The following is a 19,141-nucleotide window of genomic DNA, read 5'->3' as shown; positions in this document are numbered from 1 at the left end:
GAAAGGAGCCCCCGTGCGTAGAGTCCTGGCCGCGACGGCAGTAATGCTCGCCGCGCTCGCCGGCACCGCCGCGCCCGCCGCCGCGGCCCCGACCCCGAGCGGCACCGCCACCGCCGCCGACGTCGTGAACTACCTGCAGAGCATCACCGGGCACGCCATCATCTCGGGCCAGCAGGACGGCCCCAGCTCCGCCCCGAACACCTGGCAGCAGAAGGTCCACGACATCACCGGCGTGTACCCGGGCGAGTGGGCCGGCGACTTCGCCTTCGAGCAGGCCGACATCAACGCCCGCCCGACAGTCATCGCGCAGGCCAAGTCGGTGTGGGCCGCCGGCAGCATCCCCGCCCTCGTGTGGCATATGTGCCCGCCGACCGTCGGCTCGTCCTGCCACTGGGACTACGGCACCGGTGCCATCGAGAGCAAGCTGACCGACGCCCAGTGGAACGAGCTCGTGACCGACGGCAGCGCGCTCAACACCGCGTTCAAGCGGCGGCTCGACGAGGCCGTGCCGTACCTGCAGGACCTGAAGAACACCGGCGTGCCGGTGCTGTTCCGGCCCCAGCACGAGATGAACGAGGGCTGGTCCTGGTGGGGCGGGCGGCCCGGCGCCAACGGCAGCCGCAAGCTGTACCAGATCACCCACGACTACCTGGCCGGCACCAAGGGCCTGTCGAACCTGGTGTGGGTGTGGAACCTCAAGGACGTCGCCGGCGGCGAGAGCCACGTCGCCGACTACTGGCCGGGCGCGTCCTACGTGGACGTGGCGACGCTCGACGCGTGGGTGAACAAGCAGCCGACGGCGGCCTGGTACAACGCGATGCTCGGCATCGCCGGGGGCAAGCCGATCGGGCTGTCCGAGGTGGGCACGGTGCCGACGCCGGAGACGATCACGGCCCAGCCGCGGTGGACGTTCTTCAGCGTCTGGATCGGCTGGCTCACCGACCCGGCGTGGAACACCGACGACGCCGTGAAGCGCACGTACTACGACCCGCGGGTGCTGCACCGCGGCGACATCCACTTCGGCACCGCCGCCGCCGGCCCCGTCACGGGCCTGGCCGGCAAGTGCCTGGACGTGGCCGCGGCGGGCACGGCGAGCGGGACGAAGATCCAGCTGTACACCTGCAACGGCTCGGCCGCCCAGAGCTGGACGGCCGGCTCCGACGGGACCCTGCGCGCGCTCGGCAAGTGCCTCGACGTGGCCGGGGGCGTGAATGCCGACGGCACGAAGGTGCAGCTGTGGGACTGCAACGGCAACGGCCACCAGCGGTGGACGCGCGCCGGGCAGACCCTCGTGAACCCCGAGACCGGCAGGTGCCTCGACGTCACCGGCCAGAGCGGCGCCGACAGCACCCAGATCCAGATCTGGACCTGCAACGGCCAGACCAACCAGAACTGGGTGCTGCCGTAACCCGTCGGCTACAGACCCGGCCGGCCCGGGCCGGCGCCCGCGGACACGATGGACCTGACCGCGCTCGCGGTGTCCATCGTGTACGCGTACGGGATCGCCTGCACCGAGCCGTTCGTCATCGGCGTGCCCGATCCGGTGAAGTAGTGACCGCGATGCGGGTGATGGTGGACATGGGCCTGCTCAGTACGACGGGGCGGTGGACGGCCAGACGACGGCGCTGGCCGGTATCGAGGACGTGAGCTTCTGCCAGTAGCCGGCGCCGAGGATGCCCTGGCCGTTCAGGGCGGTGGCGACGAGCCGGGCGACCTCGATCGCGCCGTACGCCTGGAAGTGCGTGTTGTCCTCGATGCCGGACGGGTAGTTGGGGTACTGCCCGGCCGCCAGGATCATGAAGTACTTCTTGGTGCCCTCCACCCCCTGCTGGTTCCACAGCGCCAGGCTCGACGCCGTCAGGTCGACCAGCGGCACGCTCTTGGCCGCGGCCAGCTCGCGCATCGCCTGCGGGTAGGCGCCGTGCGACGGCTGCGCGACCCCGGCACTGCTGAACCGGCGCCGCTCGACGGGCGTGACGAGCACCGGGTTGGCCCCCTTGGCCCGGGACTTGTCGATGTACTGCGAGAGGTACGACTTGAACGTCGTCTGCGGGTCGGTGCCGCGCGCCGGGTCGTCGGTCTTCTCGTCGTTGTGCCCGAACGAGATGAGCAGGTAGTCGCCGCGCTGGATGCGCGCGAGAATCCAGTCGAGCCGGCCGCCGTCGATGAAGCTCTTCGAGCTCGCGCCCGACCAGGCCGCGTCGACGACGGTCGTGTCCGCCGTGGCGAACACCGGCAGCGCCTGCCCCCACCCGGCGCGCGGCGTCTCCTTCGTGGTGTAGATCGAGGCGGTGGAGTCACCGGCGACGTAGACGTGCACCGCGGTCACCGGCGTGCCGCCCCCGATCTTCGTGAAGGTCCACAGGCGGTTCGCGTCGCCCGTGCAGGCGTCGAGCGTCGCCGGGCTGCCGGCCCTGGCGCACCAGCCGGACCGGCCGTTCTTGAGCTGGTACTGCCCGGACTTCGCGACGAACACCCACTGCTGGTCGGCGGCCGAGGTGCTGCAGGCGGCCGGGGCCAGCGCGACACCGGTCGCCCCGCCGGGCGCGGCGAGACACTTCCCGCCGGCGACGTCGACGAGACCGAAGCGGTTGCTCCCGCGGGCCTCGGCGCGCCACTGCGTGCACGCGTTCAGGCACTGCCCGGCGGACGCGATCGTGTAGGTGCCGCCGGCCGCGGGCGCATCGGCGGCCTGGGCGGGCAGCATGGACACGGCGAGGCCGGCGATGACGGTCGCCAGCATCGCCCCGCAGAGCAGAGCCCGGCGACGAAACGATGTAAAGGTAGCCGCGGCCCGTAGGTGGCCCGGCCATCCATCGGATAACACGAATATGTCGAGGTGCCGCTCCCGGCGCCGGACGGCTATGAAACGTTCACGGCCCGGCGGCGGTGGGCCAGGGTGCCGCTGAGGGCGGCGAGGAGCGCGACCCCCGCCAGCAGGGCCGCCTCGCGGCTCGCGGCGGTGCCCAAACCGTCGTCGGCGGCGGGGGCCTTGGCGGCGGCGTCCGCGGCGAGCGGTGCGGTCGGGGCCGCCGCGCCGGCCTCGTACGCGGCGCTCGGCGCGGGCGGGGCGGCCGGGCCGATGCGGCCGATCGCGCCTGTCCGGGCGTCGGTGTAGTAGACGATCCCGTCGGCGGCGGTGAACAGGGACGCGGCGCAGGGGCCGGGCACGGTGCCGTCCGGGGTGTAGGGGGAGGGGCGGAACCGGCGCACGGTGCAGCCTCCGCCGGCGTACAGGGTGTTGTCGGCGCCGACGGTGAGCGACGACGCGCCGGACGCCACCACGCGGGAGCGGGCGCCGGACGGGGTGAGGCGCATGATCTCGGTGGCCGTCGCGACGAACAGGTTGCCGGAGTGGTCGGTGGCCAGGGCGGCGGCGTGCGGTACCCCGCCAGCACGCCCAGCCCGGCGCCGAGTACTGCCGCCCGGACTCTGTTCATCACACCGCTCCCTCGAACCGCTACCGTCGCGGGGCTTAACGAGCGAGCGAAATTTCGGACATGTCCGGAAAAGTGGGGGACACAATCCTGCGATCATGAAGGCGATGGAAGCCGAACGGGAGGCCGCACGGCTCGCCGCGCTCTACGCGACGGCGGTGCTCGACACGCCGCGCTCTACGCGACGGCGGTGCTCGACACGCCGCCCGAGGCGGACTTCGACGACATCGCGGCGCTCGCGTCGGACATCTGCGGCATGCCCATCGGTCTGGTCAGCCTCGTCGGCCGCCCCTGGCCGCGTATCGGCGGATCGAGGTCGTGGAGCTCCTCACGGGCGGCTTACTTTGGACGGGGGGCTGACAAACGACGCTCGGCCGATGGTGCGCGGAGGCCTGCGGCCCCCGCAACGTGTAGGCGTGGTCCTTTTTCGTCGTTGCCCACGGTTATGCCTCTTGGCCGTCGTTGCCGCCGGGTCCGTGCGGGTCATCATTCGGTGGTCCCTGTTGTGCGCCATGTGAAACGGGGCAATGTTCTTCGTCGCGGTTTGGGATAATCGATATGTGTTGGGACAGCGGGGGTTGTTCAGCCGGGCCGAAATTACTGCTATGTATGACGTTACTCGGCGGCGTAATTATTCGCCTGCCGGTGAGAAGTTTCGGAAGGAACACAAGAGGCATCGGGACTGGGGGCTTGCTCAGCGGTACGACAAGAAGCTCCGCGACAAGTTCGGCAGTGTCGAGGCGGCGGACGCGTACTTCGAGGAGCGGGCCCGGGAAGCCCTCGCGCCGATGCCGCCAGAATCGCTCGCTGAGCAGGCCGAATGCCCCGTCCCGTCGGCCGGGCCGGTCGAACCTTCCGCCGCGCCGGTCCCGCCCGCCGAGCGGGCCGGGCTGCCTGTCCGGCCCGCTGAGCAGGCTGAACTCCCCGCCTCGCCGCTCGCGTCGGTTGAGCCGGTCGAACCTTCCGCCGCGCCGGTCCTGCCCGCCGAGCGGGCCGGGCTGCCTGTCCGGCCCGCTGAGCAGGCTGAACTCCCCGCCTCGCCGCTCGCGTCGGTTGAGCCGGTCGAACCTTCCGCCGCGCCGGTCCTGCCCGCCGAGCGGGCCGAGCTGCCTGTTCCGCTCGCTGAGCAGGCTGAACTCCCCGCCTCGCCGCTCCCATCGGTCGAGCAGACCGAACCTCCCGCCCGCCCGGAGGAGCCCTTCGTCGAGCAAGCCTCCGCCGGCCGCGACGGCGATCCCGCGCCACAGCAGGGCACGGAAAGCGTCCGGCGGCCCGCGCCCACGCATCCAAACCGTCGCGTGCCACAATCACGTCGACGCGCTGGCGCCCCGAAGCGCGAAACAATCGAACGGAGGCCGGTGAACTGCACATTCGTCCGGCGCTATCGAAAACGCGTGGCGGCCGACCATTACCCCAACGGACCGCCAGCGCCGGAATCCTGATTGTCCGTTGCGGTGCGGCGGTGAAATGCGGTGGCGGGTAGCCCAGCACACAGGAATCCCGTTTCACACGGCGCAGCTTCCGGGACCACCGAATGATGGCCCGCACGAACCCGCCGGCAAACAACGGCCAAGAGGCATAACCGTGGGCAACGACGAAAAGGGACCACGCTTACCCGTTGCGGGGGCCGGAGGCTCCCGCGCACCATCGGCCGAGCGTCGTTTGTCAGCCCCCCGTCCAAGTAAAAATGGCGCGCCAGCGTGGCCAGGTGAGATGACGTCGTGAGGCGACCTCGACCCGCGCTCGTGGCACATCAAGGTGACGGGCGAGATGACGCCGTGGAGCGGCCTGGCCGGTCGAGCACGCCGGTGCAGGTCTTGAGGGGGTGTGGGTGGAGCGAAGCTCCCCCACCGCGAGCGCAGCGAGCTAGGGATACAGCGAGCTAGGGATAGCTAGGGATACAGCTCCGCCTCGAGGTCGGCCGGGCACTGCCACAGCTCGTGCGGCAGGCGCACGTTGCTCGCCGTCCAGATCATGCTCAGCCGGGGCGCGCCGTTGCCGCAGTCGAGGCCGACCATGGGCTTGGACTGCTGGTTCATGCCCTTGAGCCCGAACAGCGCGATCGGCTCGCCGGTCGGGCGCCGCACCGCCCGCCGCTCGTCCTGGTGCACCTCGTACGCGGCCGCGAGCCGCCACGGCGCGCACAGCTGCAGCTGCTCGTACAGCCGCTTCACCCACGTCTCGGTGTGCCGGGCGAAGCCGTAGGTGATCGGGTAGCCGGCCAGCAGCGCCTTCAGGTCCTCGTCCAGCTCGACCCCGCACGACGCCAGCGCCTCGGCGGGGGCGTGCCGGTCGAGCAGGCTCACGACGGGGCGGGCGCCGGCGGCGTCGGGAAGCTGCCACCGTACCGCCGCCGGGGCTTCGGCGTGGGCCGCGCTCCACAGCCACGGGAGCCGGTCCCAGCGGTGGTCCTGGTTCGCGCCGATCAGCCCCTCGACCCCGACGACTAGCGTGTCGCCATCGGCCCGCACAGCGAGCCACGGCCCGCGCTTGCTCAGCACGGTGCCGTCGCCGGCGAGGGCGACGACGGCGCTGCGGGCGTACCGGCCGGTGCGGTCCCGCGGGAAGTTGAACGCCAGGGCGGCGTGGTCGAGCTCGGCGAGGCGCAGCCCGAGCGCCGGGGGCAGCTCGGCCGGGCCGGCCGCGACGCGGACCCGGGGCGCCGCGGCGGCCGTCCGGCGGGCGGCGGCAGTGCGTGCGCGCAGGGCCCGGCGGCGCTGCGGGCCGGGCTTCGGCGGGGTGGCGCGGAGCATGTCGCGGTACCCGTGCCACAGCCGCACCGCGTCGACGACCGCCTCCTCATCGACGACGAGCTGGCGCGGCGCCCACACCGAGGCCGGCTCGCCCGGGACGCCGGCGACGCCGTCGAGCAGCGTCACCTCGAACACGACGGCGTCGCTGTCGGCGAGGTCGTGCTCGATGTCGACGTCGCGGGTCCAGACGTGCCCGTCGGCGGAGAGCCCGCCCTGGCCGGGCGGCACGATCCGGCGGGCGGCGACCACGGTGACCTGCATCCGGCCGGTGTTGTGGGGCTCGCCGACGACGAGGCCGGTCAGGTTGCCGGGCACCTTGCCGTAGAAGTCGTAGGTCGGGGTGAGGGGGCCGAAGGCGGGCTCGATGCCGACCTCGCGCAGCCGGGCCCACACCCCCGCGAGTTCAGCGCGGCGGCGCCGCTCGTGCCGGTCGAGGACCTCTGCCACGCGCGCAATCCTTCCACAGCCCACGGTAATTCCGGCAGGGGTGATCCGGTCCCGGGGCAGGGTGTTGTAGCAATGGGATATGGACTTCGGAGTCGGGTACTTCCCCACGCACAACGCCATGGACCCGGGCGCGCTCGCCCGGCTGGTCGAGGGGCGCGGGCACTCGGCGCTGTTCTTCGCCGAGCACACCCACATCCCGGCCGCCCGGGAGACGCCCTACCAGGACGGGCGGGAACTGCCGCAGCGGTACTGGCACACCTACGACCTCTTCGTCGCGCTGACCGCGGCCGCCGCGGCCACCGGCCGGCTGCGGATCGGCAGCGGCATCTGCCTCGTCATCGAGCGCGACCCCATCATCACCGCGAAGGAGGTCGCGTCGGTCGACCAGCTCTCCGGCGGCCGGTTCGAGTTCGGCGTCGGCGCCGGGTGGAACCGGGAGGAGATGCGCAACCACGGCACCGACCCGCGGGTGCGGATGGCGGTCCTGCGCGAGCGGGTCGAGGCGATGCAGGCGATCTGGCGCGACGACGAGGCGACCTACCACGGCCGGCACGTGAACTTCGACCGCATCTGGTCCTACCCGAAGCCCGTGCAGCGGCCGCACCCGCCGGTGCTCGTCGGCGGCGACGGCCCCGGCGTGCTCGACCGGGTGCTGGCGTTCGGCGACGCCTGGTTCCCCAACTACGAGGAGGGCATCTTCGAGCGCATCCGCGAGCTGCGTGCGCGGGCCGAGCGCCCCGTCGACGTGCAGGTGATCTCGGCGCCGGCCGATCCGGCGGTACTGCAGCGCCTGCACGAGGCCGGCGTGCAGCGCGCGAACCGGTGGGTCCCGTCGGGCCCGCGCTCGACCGTGGAGCGGGCCCTGGACAAGTGGGAGCAGGCGATCGCCGTCTTCGCCGGCGAGGCGTCGTGACCGGGCTCGCGGCGGTGGAGGCGCGCCGCCGGTTCGCCGGAGCCCGGGTCGCCCACCTGGCCACGGCGACACCCGACGGCCGCCCGCACGTGGTCCCGATCGTGTTCGCCGTGGACGCCGACACCATCTACCACGGCGTCGACGCCAAGCCCAAGCGGCACCTGGCCCTGCGGCGCCTGGCCAACCTGGCCGCGAACCCGCGGGCCGCGGTGCTGGCCGACCACTACGAGGAGGACTGGTCGGCGCTGTGGTGGGTGCGGGCCGACGGCTCCGCCCGCGACGTGGACCCGGACGCGCCGGAGGGCCGGATGGCCGTGGATCGCCTCGGCGGACGCTACCCGGGCTTCGCCCTGCGCGGCGGCCTGATCGCCATCGACGTCGCTCGCTGGTCGGGCTGGGCGGCGTCCGGCGCGCCGCAGGAGGCGGGGCCGTAGAGTTCTGATCATGACGGACTTCTCTCCGGTACTGCAGCAGCTCATCGACACCGTCGCGGCGCCCGGCGCGCGCCCGGAGGAGTCGGTGGTGACGTACGAGCACGACGGCCGGGTCATGGAGGGCTTCTCGGTGCACGACGCCGCCGTGGCCGGGCCGAAGCCGGCGGTGCTGGTCGTGCACGACTGGACCGGCCTGCGGGAGTACCCGAAGGCCCGCGCGCACATGCTCGCCCGGCTGGGCTACTTCGCGTTCTGCGCCGACGTCTACGGCCAGGGCCGCCGCTTCGACAACGACGACGACTCCAGCGCCGAGGCCCGCAAGTACTACGGCGACCTGCCGCTGCTGCGCGCCCGGGTCCGGGCCGCCTACGACGTGCTGGCCGCGCGCCCGGAGGTCGACGCGGCCCGGATCGCCGTCATCGGGTACTGCTTCGGCGGCTCGGCCGCGCTGGAGTTCGCGCGCACCGGTGCCCCGCTGCGCGGCACGGTGTCGTTCCACGGCGGCCTCATCGCCCACGAGCCCGCCGACGTCGCCGCGATCGACGGCGCGCTGCTGGTGCTCACCGGCGGCGCCGACGAGGTCGTGCCGGACGCGGCGGTGGCGAAGTTCCAGGACGAGCTGCGCACCCGCGAGGACCTCGACTGGCAGGTGACCACCTACGCCGGCGCCGTGCACGGCTTCACGCTGCCCGGCGAGGCCCACCACGCCGTCGCCGACCGCCGCAGCTGGCGCGCGCTCGAGGCGTTCCTGGCCGAGGTGTTCGATGGCGGCTGAGGGCGGCAGCACCCGCGCGGTCGTCACGGCCCTCGCGGCGAACCTCGGCATCGCGGTCAGCAAGGCCGTCGGCGCGATCGTCACCGGCTCGTCGTCGATGCTCGCCGAGGCCGTGCACTCCCTCGCCGACACCACCAACCAGGCGCTGCTGCTCGTCGGCGGCCGCCGGTCGCGGCGGGCGGCGAACGAGCAGCACCCGTTCGGCTACGCGCGGGAGCGCTACATCTACGCCTTCATCGTCTCGATCGTGCTGTTCACGCTCGGCGGGCTGTTCGCGCTCTACGAGGGCTACCACAAGGTCCAGCACCCGAAGGACCTCGAGTCCCCGCTCGTCGCCGTGGCCATCCTGGTCATCGCGATCGGGCTGGAGGGCTACGCCCTGCTCACCGCCGCGCGGGCGGCCAACGAGACCCGCGGCGGCCGCAGCTGGTGGCAGTTCATCCGGCACGCGAAGGCTCCGGAGCTGCCCACCATCCTGCTCGAGGACGCGGGCGCGGTCACCGGCCTCGTCGTGGCGCTGCTGGGCGTCGGGCTGTCGGTGCTGACCGGCAACGCGATCTTCGACGGCATCGCGACCCTGCTCATCGGCGCGCTGCTCGTGGCGATCGCGTGCATCCTGGCGATGGAGACCAAGAGCCTGCTCGTCGGCGAGGCCGCGTCGAGGGCGAACGTCGCGCGGATCCGCGAGTCGCTGCTCGCCGAGCCGCTGTTCGACCGGGTCGTGCACCTGCGCACCATGCACCTGGGCCCGGACGAGCTGCTCGTCGCGGTCAAGGTGACGGTGGCCGAGGGTACCGTCGCCGAGGAGATCTCGGCCGCGACCAACAGCGCCGAGGCGCGGATCCGGGCCGCGGTGCCGATCGCCACGCTGATCTTCGTCGAGCCCGACATCTATCAGCCGGTGAGCGGGAGCAGCCCGATCCGGCCGTGATACTCCCCGCCGATCCGGTCCGTGTCCGAGCCGACCAGCAGCCCGGCCGGGCACGTGACAAGGACGCCGACGCCGACGCCGCGGCTGTGGGTCGGGTTCCACGGCAGCGCGGCGCCGGTGGCCGGGTCGAGGGCGGCGATCCCCGGCCGCGGTACCGCCCCCGGGCCCCTGCTCTTGTGCCCCTTCGGGTTGTCCATCCACTGCTGGTGCCCGCCGACGTAGACGGCGGCGGTGGTGACGGCCACCGACCACAGGGTGTTGCCGCCGGTGCGGTTCATCCACGCCGGCTGGTGGCTGGTGGCTGCCGGTGCCGGTCACGTCGAGGCGGGCCGCGCTGTCGCACATCCGGACCGAGCTGGACAGGCCGCCGGTCGTGGTCACCACGAGCCAGGTCCCGTCGGGGGCGAAGTCGACGCCGCGCAGGTAGCTGTCGTAGAGCGAGTTGCAGGAGCTTGCGTAGGCGTCGGTCGCGGCGAACCCGGGGACCGTCGCGCCGGTGGCCGCGTTCAGCTCGGCCAGGCCGGTGCGCGCCTCGCCGTTGACCCGCCCGAACCGGCCGGCGACGACGACCCCGGTGCCGTCCGGGGCCGGGGCGAGCGCGGTCACCGGCCCGTCCAGCGCGGGCGCGGCGCCGAGGATGCGCCCGGTGCCGAGCTCGAAGGCGAAGAGATGCCGGCGTCGGTACCGCACGCCGGTGCCCGCGTCCGCGACCTGGCTGAAGTTGCCGCCGACGACGACGGTCGAGCCGACCACGGCCATCGCGGTGACGGTGCCGTCGAGCACGTTCGGCGTCCACGCGACCGGGCGCTCGCTCACGACCCCGGGCTGGGCGAGCCCGGCGGTCGCGGGCCCGGCCCCGGCGAGGGCGAGCAGGAACACGGCGGCGGCGAGCAGGCGGCGCTTCGTGGACACGGATTCTCAACGACCCGGCCTCGGGCCGCGTCACGCCCGGGGCATTACCTGGACGGCGGACACCGAGCCGGGCCCGGGCCACGTCACGCCCCGGGCGTGACGCGGGTTTCGCACAGCGACCCGGCCTCGGGCCGCGTCACGCCCCGGGCGTTACCTGGACGGCGGACAGAATTTCGTCCAGGTGCGCCAGGGGGTCGTCCGTGCGGCCGCGGAAGTAGTCGTCGTACCAGACCCGGAACCCGGCGATCGCGCACCCGACGAGCAGCCGGCGGCGCCAGTCCACCGCGCCGCCGCGCTCGGCGAGGCGGTCGGCGAGCTGGGCCTCCTCGTCGGGGCGCACGCCGGGCTGGCTGCCGCGCAGGTGGGCGGACTGCAGGGCGACGGTCCGCAGGCCCAGCAGCAGGTCGCGGTGCTCGACGACGAACCGGCCGACGGCCAGCAGCGCCACGCGCAGCACCTCGGCGTCGGCGGTGCCGGGCGGGGCGGCGGCGATGCGCTCGTGGGTCAGGGCGGTCATCCCGCGGACCGGCTCGGCGACCACGTCCTCCTTGGCCGCGAAGTACCGGTGGAAGGTGCGCGGCGCGATGTCGGCCGCCGCGCAGATGTCCTGCACGGTCACGTGGTCGTAGCCGCGCTCGATGAACAGCCGCCACGCCGCCTCGGCGGTGGCCGTGCGGCTCTGCTCACGCTTGCGGTCGCGGAGGCTCTCGATCGCGCGGCTCCTTCCGTGTGATGGCGGTCTCAACTGTACGTCCACCCGGGCGGTCTCGTGGCAGGCTCTGCCTCGTGGCAGATTGTGCCACATTCCTCGAACCTGGAGTCCGCGCTCATGTCCCAGACAGCCGTCAAGGCCGCACCCGCATCCGTGCGCGGGGCCTGGACCGGCCGGCAGCTCGTCGTCGTGCTCGTCATCGGCACCGCGGCGCTCATGGTGTCGCTGACCCAGTCGCTGCTGGTCCCCGTCCTGTCCCAGCTCGCCGTCGACCTCAAGGCCGGCAGCGACGGGGTCGCCTGGCTGCTCACCTCGACGCTGCTGGTCGGCGCGGTCGCGGTGCCCGCCTTCGGCCGCCTCGGCGACCTGTTCGGCACCCGCCGGATGCTTCTGGTCACCCTGGCCGCCCTGGTCGTGGGGTCGCTGATCTGCGCCCTCGCGAACGACCTCACCGTCATGATCATCGGGCGGTCGGTCGTGGGCCTGTCGGTCGCGGCGGTACCGCTGAGCATCAGCCTCATCGGCGTCACCCTGCCCCGGGAGCACGCGCCCGCCGGCATCGCCCTGATCAGCGCCATGCTCGGCGTCGGCGGCGCCCTCGGCCTGCCCCTGGCCGGGCTCATCGCCGAGTACGCCGACTACCACGTGCTGTTCTGGGTCTGCGTCGCCGGCGGCATCCTCACCGTGCCCGGCATCGTGCTGCTCGTGCGCGAACCGGCCCGGGTGGCCCAGGGCCGCATGGACCTCGTCGGCACCGCCCTGCTCGGCGCGGCCATGCTCGCCCTGCTCCTGCCGCTGGCGCAGGGGTCGTCGTGGGGCTGGTCGAGCCCGCGGACCATCGGGCTGCTCGCGGCCGCCGCCGTGCTCCTCGTCGTGTTCGTCGCCGTCGAGCTGCGCCGCGCCTCGCCGCTCGTGGACGTGCGCACCACCGCCCGCCCGTCGCTGCTGCTGACCAACGTCGCCTCGCTGTGCGTCGGGTTCGCGCTGTTCGCCACCCTGATCGGCACCGCCTCCTACGTGCAGGCGCCGGCCGCCACCGGGTACGGCTTCGGCAAGTCCGTCCTCGCCGGCGGCCTGTGCATGCTGCCCGGCGGCATCGCGATGCTGCTCCTGTCGCCGTTCTCGGCCCGGCTGCGCCCGCGGACCGCGCTCATCATCGGCTCGCTCATCATCGCCGCCGGGTTCGCGACCCGGATCGTGCTCGTCGACTCGCTGTGGCAGGTCGTGCTCGGCGCCACCATCGCCGGGGCGGGCACCGGCATCGCCTACGCGGCGATGCCGGGCCTCATCATCCACGCCGCCCCGCGCGCCGAGCTGGCCGCGGCCAACGGCCTCAACGCCCTGTTCCGCAGCGTCGGCAGCTCCCTGGCCAGCGCGATCGGCGGCGCGATCCTGGCCGCGCAGACGATCAGCCTGGCCGGGCACGCCCTGCCGTCGCTGGCCGGGTACCGCACCCTGTTCGCCATCTGCGCCGGCGCCGCGGTCGTGGCCGCGCTGCTCGCGGTCTTCATCCCGAAGCACACGGCCACGACCGACGCGGCCCTGCCGGAGGAGTAGCGGCGGGTCAGGCCGCGGTGTTCTGCCGCTCCAGCACCTTGGCGACCCCGTCGCGCCAGCCGCTCTCCAGCCGGTGCGACATCGGGTCGGGGAAGATCTCCTCCTCGCCGCGCTCGACGGCGTCGAGGATCGCCGCCGCGACCGACTCCGGCGTGGCCTTCGGGATCGGCAGGTCCCGGGTCATGTCGGTGTCGGTCGGGCCGGTCAGCACCGCGTGCACCCGCACACCGCGGCCGGCCAGCAGCGCCCGCTGCGACTGGGTGAGCGACAGCGCGGCCGCCTTCGACAGCGAGTACGCGGGCGTGACCGGCAGCGGCGCGAGGGCCATCAGCGAAACGTTTGTGACCACGGTGCCGCCGGCCGCGACCAGGTGCGGCTCGAACGCCCCGGTCACCGCCCACGGCCCGAACAGGTTGACCGCGAGGTGCCGCTCCAGCGCGGCCCGGCCGGTCAGGTCGTCGGGCTCGAACACGCCCGCATTGTTGACCAGCACATCGAGCGCGTCGACGCGCGCCGCGGCGGCCCGGATCTGCTCCTCGTCGGTGACGTCGAGCGCCAGCGGTACCACGCGCGGGTCGGCGTGGGGGAGCGGGGCGCGCATCCCGGCGTACACCCGCCGCACGCCCCGGCGCAGGAACTCCTCGGTCAGGGCCCGGCCGATCCCGCGGCCGGCCCCGGTGATCAGGACTGTCGTGTCGTTGAACTCCATGCCGGTACAGACCACCGCTCCGGCCGGAACTCGCCGACGAAGCTGATGATTTCCACGATCCCGCCGGCCTTCGGGACCGGCAGGAGCACGGCATGGGGCCGATTGTGGCGGTACACCAGGAAGCCCTCCCGTCCATTCGCCCGCGTCGGGTCCAGGCGCAGGTCGCCCGGCCCGGTCAGCAGGTGCAGCTCGGCGCAGCGCACCACCGCGGCGCGGCCCGCGAACCAGGCCGCGAAGGGCGGCATCTCCAGCGTGACGTCGTCGCGCAGCAGCGCCGCGAACGCGCGCACGTCGGCCGCCTCGATCGCCGCCGCGAACCGGTCCAGCAGTGCCCGCCGCGCCGGCTCGGGCGGCTCGGCCAGCTCGTCGGCGACGGGGTGGGAGGCGGCCAGCAGCGCCCGGGCCCGCCGCAGCCCGCTGTTGACCGCCGTGGTCGTCGTGCCCAGCAGCGCCGCGACCTCCGCCGCCGGCCGTTGCAGCACGTCGCGCAGCAGCAGGACCGCCCGCTGCCGGGCGGACAGGTGCTGCAGCGCCGCGACGAGCGCCAGGCGCACCCCGGCCCGGGCCTGGGCCACCGCGGCCGGGTCCGCGTCGGCGGCGGCGAGCAGCGCGTCCGGGAACGGCTGCAGCCACGGCACCTCCGCCGTGGCCGACATGGGCGCCGCCGGGTCCGCCGCGGGGCCGCCCAGCCCCGACGGCAACGGCCGCCGCGCCCGCCGCCGCAGCGCCGTCAGGCACGCGTTGGTGGCGATCCGGTACAGCCAGGTGCGCACCGCCGCCCGCCCCTGGAACGCGCCCCAGCCGCGCCAGGCCCGCAGGTAGGTCTCCTGCACCAGATCCTCGGCCTCCTCGGCCGAGCCGAGCATCCGGTAGCAGTGGGCCAGCAGCTCGCCCCGGTAGCCGCCGGTGCGCGCGGTGAAATCCTCGTCGACTCCCATGCGTGTACTGACCCGCGGCGGGCCGGGAACTGGTCGCGGGTCAGGCCTCCACGGCGAACCGCTCGGCCTCGTCGAGCAGGCGGCGGGCGTCGGGCAGCGCGAGGTACCGGGTGTCGACCTCCATGACCAGGCTCACCGCGCCGGGGTCGTCCTCGACGTGGAACATGAGCTTCGGGCCGAGGAACGCGGCGGGCTCCTCCCGGCTGCTGGTCTCGGCCCGGGCCGCCCGCGGGTCCGCGCCGTCCGGGGCGGCCATCGGGGTCGTGCGCCGGTCGTTGTACAGCACCCGCAGGTCGACCCGGGCGCCGCGCTCGCGCCCGACCCGCTCCTCGAGCTCGGCGCGGGCGGCCGGGTCGTAGTAGGCGTACTTCGACGCGCTCATCGACGCCGTGCGCGCCCGCGCGATCGCCTCCGGCGCGGTGACCCCGGCGACGTCGAGCACGCACAGCCCGTCCTGGGTCAGCGGGCTGACGACCTCGCGCAGCGCCGGGCGGAACCGGTTGCCGATGATGCCGAGCGCCACGAACGGCCCGCGCCCGGGCACCGCGCGGTCCAGGCCGGTCGCGATCGCGGCCAGGAGCACCCACGCCGGGTCGGCGCCGAGCCGCGCGGACAGGTTCGCCGAGGCCAGGTGCAGCGCCCGGGAGCGCCAGTGGATGCGGCAGAACGTCGGGTCGCCGCGGTCCACCGGGTCGCCGAGCAGGCTCAGCGGGACGCGGCGCAGGTGGCTCTCCCAGTACCGCATCGCCGCCGCCGTCTGCCGCTGCATCGCCGGCTCCCGCTGCGCCCGGGCCAGCTCGAGCGGCGACGGGGCGGCGTGCGGGCCGGGCTCGGCGGCGGCCAGGTCGCGCATCATGACCTCGACCCCGCCGAGGTCCGCGGCGATGTGGCACATGAGCGCGACCACGTGCGTGACCGCGCCGCGATGGCGGACCACGCCCATGCGCAGCGGCCACTCGCAGTCGTAGCCGAACTTGCGCTCCCGCCACCGGACCGCAAGCGCCTCGGCGGTCGCGGCCGGGTCCTCGCCCTCGTGCACCTCGAGCACCGCCTCGCCGGCGGCGAAGATCTCCTGGGTGACGGTACCGTCGCCGCCGAATCGCAGCAGCGTGCGCAGGGACGGGTAGCGGCTCATGTGGAAGCGCAGCTCGTCCGCGAAGTCGGCGACCGTGCGCCCGTCGGTGACCGGGGCGACGCCGCCCATCGGCAGCGACGAGCCGATGTCGACCATCGCGTCCCAGACCTGCCGCTGGCCCCACGCGAGCGGCCCGGCCCCGGCCCCGCGCCCCTCGAACGGCACGGCGATGCGATCCACCAGCACGGTGAGCTCCTGTCTGCGAACCCCCGTGCCGACATCCGTCACCATGAATGCTGGCATCGCCGCAAACCCTTGCGCGATCGACCGTTCGGCTTACTTCGCTACTTGAAATATCTCCCGTTACAGGGATATGGGCGCTTCCGGACCAACCCGGCTAGTGCTGTGACCGCGAACGTTGGCCGGGTTGACGCGGTCCGGGTTGTGTCATACGTGTGTGCTAAAACGTTGGTGTGCCTCGTCGTCGGGATCCGGATGCGTCGCGGGTGGTGTATCGCACCGCCCGGGTCGGTCTGCGTCTGACGCGCGCGCAGCGGAGCCGCTGTTTCGGGTTGTTGCGCTCGGCCGGTGACGTGTGGGCGTGCGTGCTGGAGGTGAATGTGTGGCGGCAGCGGCGGCGGGACACGCCGTTGGTGTCGTATCAGGCGTTGTGCCGGGAGTTGGCGGTGTCCGGTCCGGGCACGTTCGGCGACCTCGACTCCGCTGGTGCCCGGTCGGTGCTGCGCCGCTTCTCGGATGCGTGGTTCGCTGCGGCGAAGCGCCGCCGTGCGGGTGATGGCACGGCCCGGTTTCCGCGGCGTCGGCGTGCGTTGGTGCCGGTGCGCTGGTATCACGGCACGTTCACCCTGGACGGGCGGCACCTGCGGCTGCCGACCGCCGCCGGTCGCCGGCCGTTGCGGGTGCGCCTGGACCGGGCGGTGCCGTATCCGGCCGGGCAGGTCCGGTCGGTGACGTTGCTGGCGGAGGGTGGCCGATTGTGGCTGGAGGTCACCGCTGAGATCCCGGTCACCGCCTACCCTGACGACGCCGCACCCGACCCGGGCCGGGTTGCCGGGGTGGACCTGGGCGTGATCCACCCCTACGCGGTGGCCGGGCCGGACGGGCACGGGTTGCTGGTGTCCGGTCGGGCGATCCGCGCCGAGCACCGCATGCACCTGGCCGACACCAAAGCCCGCCGCCGGGCCTGCGCAGGCCACGCCCCGGCACCTGGCCAGCGGGGGTCGCGGCGGTGGCGCAAACAGCGGCGCCGGGCTCGGCTGGTCGAGGCCCGGCACCGCCGCCGAGTCCGGCAGGCGCAGCACGAAGCCGCGAAGACGGTCATCGCGTGGGCGGTGCAGCAGCGGGTCGGGACGTTGACCGTCGGTGACCCGCGCGGCGTCCTCACCCTCGACGGCGGGCGGCGGCACAACCTGCGGCTGCGGCAGTGGCAGATCGGCCGGGCGATCACGGTCCTGCGGGACAAGGCCGACCTGGCCGGGATCACCGTGCACCTCGTCGACGAGCGCGGCACCTCCTCCACCTGCCCCGCCTGCCGGCAACGTGTCCGCAAACCCGCCGGCCGGACCATGATCTGCCACCACTGCAACACCTCCGGGCACCGTGACCTGCTCGCGGCCGCCACCATCGCCACCCGCACCCCGACCGGGCCGGGCGGCGGCACCAACACCACCACGGCGGCCGCGGTGCTGCCGTGCGTGCTCACGCACCGTCGAGCGGGACGGCACCTGCCCGGTGCCGGACCGTCCCGGCGTGACCCACGCCGACCACGTCGCGCGCACGGGTCCCTCGGCCGGCTGAGGCCCGCCCCACCACCACACACAGCGGTAGTAGGGAGTCGCTCGACCGCACCCGCGGGCGAGGAACCACAAACAACGCCACAACCCGGCGAACGTTTGCGGTCACAGCACTAGTCTCGATCTCATGTTGCGCGACGCGCGCGTCGAGGCGCGCATCCCCACGCAGGACCTGCCGCGGGCGCGGCGGTGGTACGCCGAGAAGCTCGGGCTCGAGCCCGTCGAGGAGCGCGAGGGCGGGCTGCGGTACGAGGGCGCCGCCGGAGTGTTCTGCCTGTTCGCCTCGGCCGGGAGGTCGGACGGGTCGTTCACGCAGCTCGCGTTCTACGTCGACGACATCGAGGCGGCGGTGGCGCGGCTGCGGGCGCGGGGTGTGGTCTTCGAGGAGTACGAGGGCTGCGTCGGCGGGATCATGGACATCGCCGGCAACTACCCCAGCAAGGGCCGCGCCGAGCGGGGCGCGTGGTTCCGCGACTCCGAGGGCAACATGATCGGGCTCGGGCAGGCCGTTCCGTAACGCGGCCCGTTGCGGGCTCGCGGTGGCGCGGGATCGCACGCCACCGCGAGCCCGACGGTCAGGTACTACACGAGACCGACGGCCAGTTCCAGTTGCCGTTGGCCATGATGGTCACGCCGAAGTTGTTGCCGCTGCCGTTCGGCTTGCCCACCATCACCTGGGAGCTCGTCCAGGTGGCGTTGACGTTCCACGTCGCCGAGATCTTCGCGGGGCTCGGCACGTTCATCGTGACGGTCCACGCGCTGGAGCCGGAGACCGCGACGTTGAGGTTGTACCGGTCGCCCCACTTCTGCCCGGCCGAGAGGGTGGCGGTACAACCGCCGCCACCGCCCGGAGGCGGAGTCGTGCCGCCGCCCGGAGGAGGCGTGGTGCCGCCGCCGCCCGGAGGCGTGCCACCGCCGTCGGGGGCCACTGCGCGGCCCGTCTGCGGCGAGATCATGCCCGCGCACAGGTTGCGGCTCGCCAGGCCCTGCGCGATGCGCGGGATGGCGGTCAGGGTGTTGCCCGGCCACTCGTGCATGAGGATGACCTGGCCGTTGGTGAGGCGGGCGTTCGCGGCGACGATGGCGTCGACGCTCGCGTTGTTCCAGTCCTGCGAGTCGACGTCCCAGATGATCTGGGTCAGGCCGTACTTCTGCTCGACGGCCTGCAGCGTGCCGTTCGTCTCGCCGTACGGCGGCCGGAACAGCTTGGGCGTGCCGCCGCCGGCGTTGGCGATCGCCTGCTGGGTGCGGGAGATCTCCGAGTCGATCTGGGCCTGGCTCTGCTGGATCAGGTGCGGGTGGGTGTAGCTGTGGTTGCCGACCCACATGCCCGCGGCGACCTGGGCGCTGACCTGGGCCGGGTACGCGGCGGCGTACTGGCCCTCGTTGAACATCGTGGCCCGTAGGCCGTTCTGGCGCAGGGCGTTCAGGATCGCGGGCGTGTGGTCGTTGGACGGGCCGTCGTCGAAGGTGAGCCCGACGTACCCGTTGCAGGTGGCGGCCCGGGCCGGGGCGGCCCCGACCACCCCGACGGCGAACGTGACCCCCGCGGCGAGCGCGAGGGCGCCGGCGATCAGCCCGATGCGTTTGTTCATGTGCGCGCTTTCCTCCTTGGCAAGGCAGCGTGCCGCGACCCGGTGGGGCAGCCGGGTTGACGGTTGTCGATGGCGTCAGTATTGGGCGGCCTTCCGGCGGTGTCAAAGATTTCCGATAATGCCTTAGCCGGTTCAGCTG

At 73.4% G+C, this 19,141-nt stretch carries 19 protein-coding genes; 10 read left to right on the top strand and 9 right to left on the bottom strand.

The window, feature by feature from the left end; translation table 11 throughout:
• Window positions 1-13 precede the first annotated feature (13 nt).
• The gene (locus ACPPVO_RS38975) at window positions 14-1,408 is read left to right on the top strand and encodes a glycosyl hydrolase (protein ID WP_426503580.1); all 1,395 of its coding nucleotides are present in this window, start codon (window positions 14-16) and stop codon (window positions 1,406-1,408) included.
• Between the two features lie 180 nt (window positions 1,409-1,588).
• Here ACPPVO_RS38975 and ACPPVO_RS38970 read toward each other — a convergent pair whose 3' ends face one another.
• Window positions 1,589-2,743: an RICIN domain-containing protein gene (locus ACPPVO_RS38970; RefSeq protein ID WP_426503579.1), complete on the bottom strand. Its 1,155-nt coding sequence runs from the start codon at window positions 2,741-2,743 to the stop codon at window positions 1,589-1,591.
• 119 nt (window positions 2,744-2,862) lie between these two features.
• Window positions 2,863-3,318 (bottom strand): hypothetical protein, encoded by a 456-nt coding sequence (locus tag ACPPVO_RS38965; protein ID WP_426503577.1) that lies wholly within the window; start codon window positions 3,316-3,318, stop codon window positions 2,863-2,865.
• A gap of 646 nt (window positions 3,319-3,964) precedes the next feature.
• Here ACPPVO_RS38965 and ACPPVO_RS38960 point away from each other — a divergent pair.
• Window positions 3,965-4,879 (top strand): hypothetical protein, encoded by a 915-nt coding sequence (locus tag ACPPVO_RS38960; RefSeq protein WP_426503576.1) that lies wholly within the window; start codon window positions 3,965-3,967, stop codon window positions 4,877-4,879.
• 450 nt (window positions 4,880-5,329) lie between these two features.
• On the opposite strand, the gene ACPPVO_RS38955 is transcribed toward ACPPVO_RS38960, so the two are convergent.
• Window positions 5,330-6,637 carry a hypothetical protein gene (locus ACPPVO_RS38955; protein ID WP_426503575.1) on the bottom strand — a complete coding sequence of 436 codons (1,308 nt, stop codon included), beginning with the start codon at window positions 6,635-6,637 and terminating at the stop codon, window positions 5,330-5,332.
• Between the two features lie 79 nt (window positions 6,638-6,716).
• Here ACPPVO_RS38955 and ACPPVO_RS38950 point away from each other — a divergent pair, with 79 nt between their 5' ends.
• Genes ACPPVO_RS38950 through ACPPVO_RS38935 form a run of 4 tightly spaced genes read left to right on the top strand, consistent with a single transcriptional unit; the run spans window position 6,717 to window position 9,690 of the window.
• Window positions 6,717-7,550, top strand: coding sequence for an LLM class F420-dependent oxidoreductase (locus ACPPVO_RS38950; protein ID WP_426503574.1), 834 nt, complete (start codon window positions 6,717-6,719; stop codon window positions 7,548-7,550).
• Window positions 7,547-7,984: a TIGR03668 family PPOX class F420-dependent oxidoreductase gene (locus ACPPVO_RS38945; protein ID WP_426503573.1), complete on the top strand. Its 438-nt coding sequence runs from the start codon at window positions 7,547-7,549 to the stop codon at window positions 7,982-7,984. The genes ACPPVO_RS38950 and ACPPVO_RS38945 overlap by 4 nt, the downstream gene beginning before the upstream one ends.
• Window positions 7,985-7,994: 10 nt before the next feature.
• The gene (locus ACPPVO_RS38940) at window positions 7,995-8,759 is read left to right on the top strand and encodes a dienelactone hydrolase family protein (protein ID WP_426503571.1); all 765 of its coding nucleotides are present in this window, start codon (window positions 7,995-7,997) and stop codon (window positions 8,757-8,759) included.
• Window positions 8,749-9,690: a cation diffusion facilitator family transporter gene (locus ACPPVO_RS38935; protein WP_426503569.1), complete on the top strand. Its 942-nt coding sequence runs from the start codon at window positions 8,749-8,751 to the stop codon at window positions 9,688-9,690. Before ACPPVO_RS38940 ends, ACPPVO_RS38935 begins: the two co-directional genes overlap by 11 nt.
• On the opposite strand, the gene ACPPVO_RS38930 is transcribed toward ACPPVO_RS38935, so the two are convergent.
• Complete coding sequence (locus ACPPVO_RS38930; protein WP_426503568.1) at window positions 9,654-9,968, bottom strand: hypothetical protein; 315 nt, start codon at window positions 9,966-9,968, stop codon at window positions 9,654-9,656. The genes ACPPVO_RS38935 and ACPPVO_RS38930 overlap by 37 nt on opposite strands.
• Window positions 9,969-10,186: 218 nt before the next feature.
• Here ACPPVO_RS38930 and ACPPVO_RS38925 point away from each other — a divergent pair, with 218 nt between their 5' ends.
• Window positions 10,187-10,702 (top strand): hypothetical protein, encoded by a 516-nt coding sequence (locus ACPPVO_RS38925; RefSeq protein WP_426503567.1) that lies wholly within the window; start codon window positions 10,187-10,189, stop codon window positions 10,700-10,702.
• Between the two features lie 36 nt (window positions 10,703-10,738).
• On the opposite strand, the gene ACPPVO_RS38920 is transcribed toward ACPPVO_RS38925, so the two are convergent.
• Complete coding sequence (locus tag ACPPVO_RS38920; RefSeq protein ID WP_426503566.1) at window positions 10,739-11,347, bottom strand: TetR/AcrR family transcriptional regulator; 609 nt, start codon at window positions 11,345-11,347, stop codon at window positions 10,739-10,741.
• An 84-nt stretch (window positions 11,348-11,431) separates the two neighbouring features.
• Here ACPPVO_RS38920 and ACPPVO_RS38915 point away from each other — a divergent pair, with 84 nt between their 5' ends.
• On the top strand, window positions 11,432-12,871 hold the full coding sequence (locus tag ACPPVO_RS38915) for an MFS transporter (protein WP_426503565.1): 1,440 nt from the start codon (window positions 11,432-11,434) through the stop codon (window positions 12,869-12,871).
• Window positions 12,872-12,878: 7 nt separating this feature from the next.
• On the opposite strand, the gene ACPPVO_RS38910 is transcribed toward ACPPVO_RS38915, so the two are convergent.
• The 3 genes from ACPPVO_RS38910 to ACPPVO_RS38900 are packed head-to-tail and all read right to left on the bottom strand — an operon-like array spanning window position 12,879 to window position 15,839.
• Complete coding sequence (locus tag ACPPVO_RS38910; protein WP_426503564.1) at window positions 12,879-13,580, bottom strand: SDR family NAD(P)-dependent oxidoreductase; 702 nt, start codon at window positions 13,578-13,580, stop codon at window positions 12,879-12,881.
• Entirely contained in the window at window positions 13,553-14,518 is a 966-nt protein-coding gene (locus ACPPVO_RS38905; protein WP_426503563.1) for an RNA polymerase subunit sigma-70, read from the bottom strand. The genes ACPPVO_RS38910 and ACPPVO_RS38905 overlap by 28 nt, the downstream gene beginning before the upstream one ends.
• Before the next feature lie 40 nt (window positions 14,519-14,558).
• Window positions 14,559-15,839 (bottom strand): condensation domain-containing protein, encoded by a 1,281-nt coding sequence (locus tag ACPPVO_RS38900; protein WP_426503562.1) that lies wholly within the window; start codon window positions 15,837-15,839, stop codon window positions 14,559-14,561.
• A 227-nt stretch (window positions 15,840-16,066) separates the two neighbouring features.
• Between ACPPVO_RS38900 and ACPPVO_RS38895 the strand changes: the two genes are divergently transcribed.
• Window positions 16,067-17,524 carry an RNA-guided endonuclease InsQ/TnpB family protein gene (locus ACPPVO_RS38895; RefSeq protein WP_426503561.1) on the top strand — a complete coding sequence of 486 codons (1,458 nt, stop codon included), beginning with the start codon at window positions 16,067-16,069 and terminating at the stop codon, window positions 17,522-17,524.
• Window positions 17,525-17,534: 10 nt separating this feature from the next.
• A complete protein-coding gene (locus ACPPVO_RS38890) occupies window positions 17,535-17,924 on the top strand; it encodes a VOC family protein (protein ID WP_426503560.1) in 390 nt (129 codons plus the stop codon).
• Between the two features lie 58 nt (window positions 17,925-17,982).
• Here the strand turns inward: ACPPVO_RS38890 and ACPPVO_RS38885 are convergent, their stop codons facing one another.
• Window positions 17,983-19,002, bottom strand: coding sequence for a polysaccharide deacetylase family protein (locus tag ACPPVO_RS38885; protein ID WP_426503559.1), 1,020 nt, complete (start codon window positions 19,000-19,002; stop codon window positions 17,983-17,985).
• Window positions 19,003-19,141: the final 139 nt, after the last annotated feature.

Source organism: Dactylosporangium sp. McL0621 (genome assembly GCF_049995355.1).
GTDB lineage: Bacteria > Actinomycetota > Actinomycetes > Mycobacteriales > Micromonosporaceae > Dactylosporangium.
This window is presented reverse-complemented; position numbering and strand designations above follow the sequence as displayed.